Annotated in this window: 1 protein-coding gene; it reads right to left on the reverse strand. The window is 41.6% G+C overall.

What is annotated here, in order from left to right:
* Nucleotides 1–709 (reverse strand): transposase (locus tag B371_RS23220; protein WP_157185112.1); only part of this gene is annotated, 709 nt, incomplete at both ends.

Here is a 709-nt window from a genome sequence, read left to right on the forward strand (position 1 = left end):
TTCCCATCCGCCGTACTGTTTGGTAGGATGATTGAGAATAAGACAATCGGACCTTTTGGGCTAGGGCAGACGATTGAATGCTTTCGATAACCAATGAAAAACTTGTTTTGATTGGCTTTATTTCGTTGTACGCCAACGGTAGCATCCGGATCTGAATAGGTCTTCTCACATTCACATGTTGTTCGATCTTCACAGTCGCAGCGTTTGTGTTTATAACCATTGACGTTGGCCCAAACAGGTCTGGAATCAATCCCCGTAAGCATCGGTGATAAAAAGTCTTTCAACTCCAACGCCTGCGCAATCAAATCGAAAAGAATGCCGTAAAATAATTCAGCACTGACTTTACTGCGAAAATGACTGAGACTACTGTGGACTGGTACTTTACTGATGTCGGGAACTCCAATGAAATTGCGCCATGCGTGATTTTTTGGTTCATTTAACTGTCTTACAAGTTCCCGGAAAGATGAAATCTCTGGTCGAGTAAAGTACAAGTAATGCATTCGGAAATAGACCCTAGGGTCTACCGGGAATCGCCCACCGTCCTTGTACAATGGTTTCACTTTTTCCAAAACAATAGAATCATCTACGTGATCAATATAATCAATCAGTTCCACATCAAAACCGAGCGTGTTATAATAATGGTACGGAAGCAGTTCTAACTGTAAATCCATGAAAACGCACCTCGCATAATGGTATTTTTGGTTGTTTT

It is taken from the genome of Paenisporosarcina sp. TG20 (assembly GCF_000286315.1).
GTDB lineage: Bacteria > Bacillota > Bacilli > Bacillales_A > Planococcaceae > Paenisporosarcina.